The organism is Tolypothrix sp. FACHB-123 (genome assembly GCF_014697075.1).
Lineage (GTDB): Bacteria > Cyanobacteriota > Cyanobacteriia > Cyanobacteriales > Nostocaceae > Aulosira.
Genome location: NZ_JACJRE010000125.1, coordinates 1 through 6,030 on the forward strand (window position 1 = coordinate 1; position 6,030 = coordinate 6,030).

Consider the following 6,030-nt stretch of genomic DNA (forward strand, 5'->3'; position numbering starts at 1 on the left):
TATCAATTCCAATTCCTTTGAAATTAGCGATCGCTTGTGGGTGAAAAATCATCTTGACCCTGATGAGGAAAAACTACGGGTTTCAAGTTAGACGAGGTTTAATACAACTCTATGGAAAATCGAGAAGCACTAGAGCGTACTCTCAACCGTGCCCGTCGCGCCCTCCAGATAATAGAAGAAGAAAAAGCTAGTTTTGGCATTCGAGTTCCAGTAGATTTGCAAATCGAACTAGAAGAGAAACAAAAACAAGTAGCTAGCCTAGAGGCGCGATTAAATCAGTTACAGGGAAATAGCAGCGTAACAGTGCCCGATAACCTCCCCCGCTACACCGATGTATTTATCGGACGCAAAGCCGAAATTGCCCGTTGCATGGAAGCACTTTCACCAGAGGAGCGGGGCTGGGGTGTGGCGATTGATGGTATTGGCGGAATGGGCAAAACAGCCTTAGCCCTGGAGGTAGCCCACCTAGCCCGTGAGCAAGCGCTGTTTGATGCTTATCTATTTGTTTCTGCTAAGACTACTTGGCTGACAACTGAGGGAGTAAGACAAGAAACCCTCGCCCTATCTTCCCTCGATAGCTTCTGCCGAGAATTTGCCAAAGGCTTAGGGCAAACAGATATTGTAAATATCACTGATACCACCGAACGCCGCCGCGCCCTTTTAGATGCCCTGCGGGGAAGGCGTGTCTTACTAATTTGGGACAACCTGGAAACCCTAAATACAGAAGAACGCGACATGATTGCCGAGTTTCTGCGGAAACTGCCCACCCCCAATAAAGCTATTATCACCAGCCGTCGCCGTACAGGAGAAAGCGCCCTCACCATCCGCTTAGATCGTCTCTTAGAAGCAGAAGCTTTGGAGTTAATGCAGGAGAAGGCAAAGAAGCACCCCCGCCTAGATCAGGAACTAAACGCAACCAAACCAGAAATATTAACCGCTTTATATGAAGCTGCTGGTGGTAACCCCCTAGCTTTGGACTGGACTCTGGGACAAGTGGCACACAAAGGCTACTCGCTCGATTTTGCCCTAGAACGGTTGCGGAATGCTGCCAACTCCGCCGATCTTTACGGCTTTCTGTTTGCCGACGCTGCCGAAACTCTCACTAAAAATGAACGCACAGTGCTGTCTGCCCTAGCTGTATTTCGCACACCAGCAACAAAAGCAGCGCTGGCAGATGCTACAGCTTTAGCCCTTACTGAAATCCAAGTTGCTGTTGAACAGTTAGTTACTTTATCTTTGGTGAATGACTTGGATGGCGAACGGTTTGGACTGCACCCCCTTACCCGCACCTATATTCGCGCAGCTATCGGTGGCACAGATACTATAGAAACACAGCCGCTTGGTAAAATTCTCTTTGACTCTGCTGCTCAACGCAAAGTCCTGCGCTACTGGGTGGACTACGCTCAGAAGTATGGGGGTGACGGCAAAGATACGTACAAAACCTATGACAAGCTGGAAGCCGAATGGCAAAATCTAGAGAGTGTGGCCACAACCTTACGGGAAATAGCAGGTATCCCTGGTACGCTGCAAGACCGGCAGGCTGCTCAGATGCTCATCGATTTAGAAAATGCTTTGTATAACTTCCTCTGGTTTCGCGGCTACTGGGATGAACGAGTGCGCTTGAGTGAGTGGCGATATCAGGCAGGAAAGGCGCTGAATCAGTGGAGTGATGCTGGTTGGGGAGCCTACCATGTTGCCGTTATTTACTACCATCGCGCAGAGACGGAACGGGCAGCAAGTTGGGCAGCACAGATGGCGGAGGCAATGGAACGGGGCGGTAGCCGTCGGGATCAGGCTACTGCAATTCTGTTTCAAGGAAATATTGCACAGCAACGCCAGAATTGGGCGGAAGCGGAGCGACTGTATCAGGATGCGTTAGCAATTTACCGAGAGTTGGGGGATGAGACAGTAGAGGCGATCGCTCTCAACTCTCTGGGAGGAGTGGCGCGATCGCAGGAACAATACGATCGCGCTGAATCCTACTATAAGCAAGCATTGGCGATCGCGAAAAAACTGGGATTAAATGAAGAACAAGCTTATATTTCTGGCAACTTGGGAAATCTCGCCCTTGATCGCAACCAACCCACAGCAGCCCGCCCCTGGTACGAGCGTGAATTAGCCTTAGCGCAGGAAGTGGGACGCCTAAACTTAGTGGCTGATGCTCAAGAGGGGCTGGCGGAAGTTCTAGAAAAGGAGGGGCGCTACATGGAGGCGCTACCCTTGGCACAGGCTGCTCTGGAAATTAGGGAGCGTCTACGCGATAAAAACTTGGATTATTCACGCCAATTGGTTGAGAGGTTACAGCGCAAAGCAGGGATAGAATAATTCGTAATTCGTAATTCGTAATTCGTAATTAGTGCCTTTTCCCCTTTAACCAAAAAATTAAATTGTCAACTTGAATATTAATTATGACTAACTACACCCTACAAGCAAGCCGTGAATGGTGGTCACAAAGGTGGCTAGATTTATTAGATTCCTATCGTTTCAAAAAACGCTTAGAACGCGCGAGAAATTATTCACGCCAGGGAAATGTTCTCAGCATTGAATTTAAAGGTGCCAAAGTATTAGCCAGAGTACAAGGTAGCGAACCAGAACCTTATAAAGTTTCTCTTTCTTTAGAACCATTCACCGATGAAGAATGGGGTTATGTAATTGAAACCATGTCCAAAAAAGCGATTTTTGCTGCTAAATTACTAGCCGGAGAAATGCCCCAAAATATCGAAGAAGTCTTCACTGCTAATGGACTGTCGTTATTTCCCTTTACCCTGTCAGATGTGCGCAGTAAATGTTCCTGTCCTGATAAAGCGAACCCTTGTAAACATGTAGGTGCAGTATATTATCAGTTAGGCGATAGATTCAGCGAAGACCCCTTTGTCCTCTTCAAATTACGCGGACGTACCAAAGAGCAAATTATCAGCGATTTACGTCAATTACGCAGCACCAAAATTGACGTTTCTACAACCCAAGAATCTGATATTCAACAGCCAATTACTACAAATCAAAACACAATTAAACTTGACTCATTCTGGCATTACACCGAACCACTAGATTCTTCCTTAGTAGTAATTGCACCTAGCGCCAGCGAGACTGTATTAGATGTATTAGGGGCAATACCCTTAGGTAAAGAAGAGGAAACAGTAGTAAATATTACTTCCGGCGATGTAGTCATGAAGTATTTAGAGACTGTTTACCAAGATGTCAGACAGAAAGCTGTATTAGCTGCAATGAATGTAGGAGAAGCTTCATAGCAATTTTAGACTTTAGCGCCAGTGGCTTTAATTGTTATGCTTATACCAGCCTACTGAGTAGTCTGTATGGTAATTGAGGATGAAACATTTTTATCCTCAAAAGCGACAACTAAATTTTGTATGGGTGGTTGTTTTTATTACAAGTGATTGAATGGTATAAATGCATAGTAATCCTTTCAAACCCACATGGAAGCGCAAAATAAAGTTATTTCGGTAGAACTGTCCGATGGTACAAATGTCAGAGTTGAAGCCACGCTCATTGGAGAAAGAAAATTAAATACTCCTACCCGACCTTTTAAAGAGGTAACGATTGCAATTGAATCTCTCAGTAGAGAAATTGCCGAAGCAATTCAAAAAGTGAACCCAGATAAGGCTAGTGTAAAATTTGGGGTAGAAATTGCTATGGAATCAGGTAAACTTACGCCTGTACTCGTCAAAGGTACTTCCACAGCAAATTTAGAGATTACTTTAGAATGGGGTCAGCATCCTGCGGGAGAATTCAAAATTCAAGCAGGAAGTGCCATCAACAAATATTCTCCCTAAAATTAGGTGTAAAATTATTTTTTCTCAGTCAACCGTCAACCGTCAACCGTCAACCGTCAACATTATTTCCAGTTAATAGTTACTGTCCAAATTCCAGCCTTGCTTTTTCAACCAAATCTGCTGTGATGACATCTTGCTTTGCTTGACGAGCTAACTGCTCAATTCTTGCTTTTGCTTGTGTGCGGACAAAAAAGGGAATATTTTTTAGTTTTTCTTTCGCTTCTGCTGTCCATCCCAAAGCATCGGAAAAATTAGCGTTACTCATTTTGAATATTCCTTAATTAATTACTGTTTTTTAGCAATAAAAATTAATAAACTTAATTTTTGAAATCTGTTGCTGATAAATTTGATTGTGTCATATTGCAGCAACACGAACTATTAACAATTTCTAAAAATAATACCAACTTGAATAATGATCGCGACTACTGTTTCTAAGATACAAGGTTGGGTTGAACGGAGTGAAACCCAACAATTATAGGACTTACGCAAAATCATCAAAAAACGAACCACGAAGTGCGCAAAGAACACGAAGTAAAGAGGGTTTGGGAGAGTTATCGCGTAAGTCCTGAATTACACGACTTTGGGGTGTTGGGTTTCGTTCCTCAACCCAACCTACATCCTAAACCATATTGCCCGAAAACCACTGACAACTAACAACTGACAAGCACAACGCAATAAAAAAGCTCTTGCTTTTACACAAGAGCTAGAAACATTAATTGTCAGTGATGAAAGAAAATTTACGAACTAGTCGAGTTCGGTCATAGACATAGCTGGTTCGTTCTCACGGTCAATACCTTTCTCGAAACCACCTGCTGCTGCTCTAGCGCGACCAGCGTGCCACAAGTGACCAATGAGGAAGAAGAAACCTAGTACAAAGTGAGAAGTTGCCAACCATGCACGAGGAGATACATAGTTGAAGGAGTTGATTTCGGTAGCCACACCACCTACAGAGTTCAAAGAACCCAGAGGAGCATGTGTCATGTATTCAGCAGCACGACGAGCTTGCCAAGGCTGAATATCGTTCTTGATTTTTTCTAGGTCAAGACCGTTAGGCCCGCGTAGAGGCTCTAACCAAGGGCCGCGGAAATCCCAGAAGCGCATGGTTTCACCACCGAAGATGATTTCACCTGTAGGAGAGCGCATCAAGTATTTACCCAGACCGGTGGGGCCTTGAGCAGAACCAACGTTAGCACCTAAGCGTTGGTCACGAATTAAGAAGGTTAAAGCTTGTGCTTGTGAAGCTTCAGGGCCAGTTGGGCCGTAGAATTCACTGGGGTACACGGTGTTGTTGTACCAAACCATACAAGAAGCGATAAAGCCCATCAAGGACAGAGCGCCCAAGCTGTAGGAAAGGTAAGCTTCGCCAGACCAGATGGAAGCACGACGAGACCAAGCAAAAGGCTTGGTGAAGATGTGCCAAATACCACCAGCAATACAGATAAAGGCAATCCAGATGTGACCGCCGATAACATCTTCCATGTTATCAACGCTAACAATCCAGCCGTCGCCACCAAAAGGAGACTTGATGAGGTAACCAAAGATAACTGCTGGGTTCAGTGTTGGGTTAGTAATAACGCGAACGTCACCACCACCAGGTGCCCAAGTATCATAGACACCACCGAAGAACATTGCCTTGAGTACCAACAGCAACGCACCGCATCCTAAGATGATCAGGTGGAAGCCGATGATGTTGGTCATCTTGTTCTTGTCTTTCCAGTCGTAACCAAAGAAGGAAGAATATTCTTCTAAGGTTTCTGGTCCGCGAACAGCATGATAAATACCGCCAAAACCCAGCACAGCTGAGGAAATTAAGTGAAGTACACCAACCACAAAGTAGGGGAAGGTATCGATAACTTCACCACCAGCACCAACGCCCCAACCTAAGGTAGCGATGTGAGGTAATAGAATTAAGCCTTGTTCGTACATAGGCTTTTCCGGGATGAAGTGAGCGACTTCAAATAAAGTCATTGCTCCAGCCCAGAAGACAATCAAACCAGCATGGGCAACGTGTGCGCCAAGCAGTTTGCCAGAAAGGTTGATTAAACGAGCGTTACCAGACCACCAGGCAAAACCTGTTGATTCTATGTCACGTCCACTGCCCAATCTATTAGAGAGCGTTACCACGAGGTAGAACCTCCTCAGGGAATACAAATTGTTCGTGGGGCTGATCTTGAGGTGCCATCCAAGCACGGATACCCTCGTTCAGCAAAATATTTTTGGTATAGAATGTTTCAAATTC

5 protein-coding genes and 1 pseudogene are annotated in these 6,030 nt (G+C 45.1%); 3 read left to right on the plus strand and 3 right to left on the minus strand.

Translation table 11 applies throughout. The annotated features are described in order from the left end of the window. The first annotated feature begins 111 nt into the window (after window positions 1-111). The 3 genes from H6G41_RS33790 to H6G41_RS33800 all read left to right on the plus strand — a co-directional run bounded on the left by H6G41_RS33790 (window position 112) and on the right by H6G41_RS33800 (window position 3,791). The gene (locus H6G41_RS33790; RefSeq protein WP_190752721.1) at window positions 112-2,325 is read left to right on the plus strand and encodes a tetratricopeptide repeat protein; all 2,214 of its coding nucleotides are present in this window, start codon (window positions 112-114) and stop codon (window positions 2,323-2,325) included. A gap of 83 nt (window positions 2,326-2,408) precedes the next feature. After that, complete coding sequence (locus tag H6G41_RS33795; RefSeq protein ID WP_190752723.1) at window positions 2,409-3,248, plus strand: SWIM zinc finger family protein; 840 nt, start codon at window positions 2,409-2,411, stop codon at window positions 3,246-3,248. Between the two features lie 186 nt (window positions 3,249-3,434). After that, entirely contained in the window at window positions 3,435-3,791 is a 357-nt protein-coding gene (locus tag H6G41_RS33800; protein ID WP_190752725.1) for a CU044_2847 family protein, read from the plus strand. Window positions 3,792-3,870: 79 nt separating this feature from the next. Here the strand turns inward: H6G41_RS33800 and H6G41_RS33805 are convergent, their stop codons facing one another. From H6G41_RS33805 to H6G41_RS33815, 3 genes and pseudogenes are all read right to left on the minus strand, one after another. Next, window positions 3,871-4,056: a PCP reductase family protein gene (locus H6G41_RS33805; RefSeq protein WP_096643897.1), complete on the minus strand. Its 186-nt coding sequence runs from the start codon at window positions 4,054-4,056 to the stop codon at window positions 3,871-3,873. A 479-nt stretch (window positions 4,057-4,535) separates the two neighbouring features. Continuing rightward, window positions 4,536-5,915 (minus strand): photosystem II reaction center protein CP43, encoded by a 1,380-nt coding sequence (psbC, locus tag H6G41_RS33810; RefSeq protein ID WP_190752727.1) that lies wholly within the window; start codon window positions 5,913-5,915, stop codon window positions 4,536-4,538. After that, window positions 5,899-6,030, minus strand: a pseudogene (locus H6G41_RS33815) (photosystem II D2 protein (photosystem q(a) protein)); the annotation flags it as partial. The pseudogene H6G41_RS33815 and the gene psbC, both read right to left, overlap by 17 nt.

Coding starts and splice junctions, on each gene's coding strand:
- H6G41_RS33790 (WP_190752721.1), top strand. CDS start 112: ATGGAAAATCGAGAAGCACTAGAGCGTACTCTCAACCGTGCCCGTCGC.
- H6G41_RS33795 (WP_190752723.1), top strand. CDS start 2,409: ATGACTAACTACACCCTACAAGCAAGCCGTGAATGGTGGTCACAAAGG.
- H6G41_RS33800 (WP_190752725.1), top strand. CDS start 3,435: ATGGAAGCGCAAAATAAAGTTATTTCGGTAGAACTGTCCGATGGTACA.
- H6G41_RS33805 (WP_096643897.1), bottom strand. CDS start 4,056: ATGAGTAACGCTAATTTTTCCGATGCTTTGGGATGGACAGCAGAAGCG.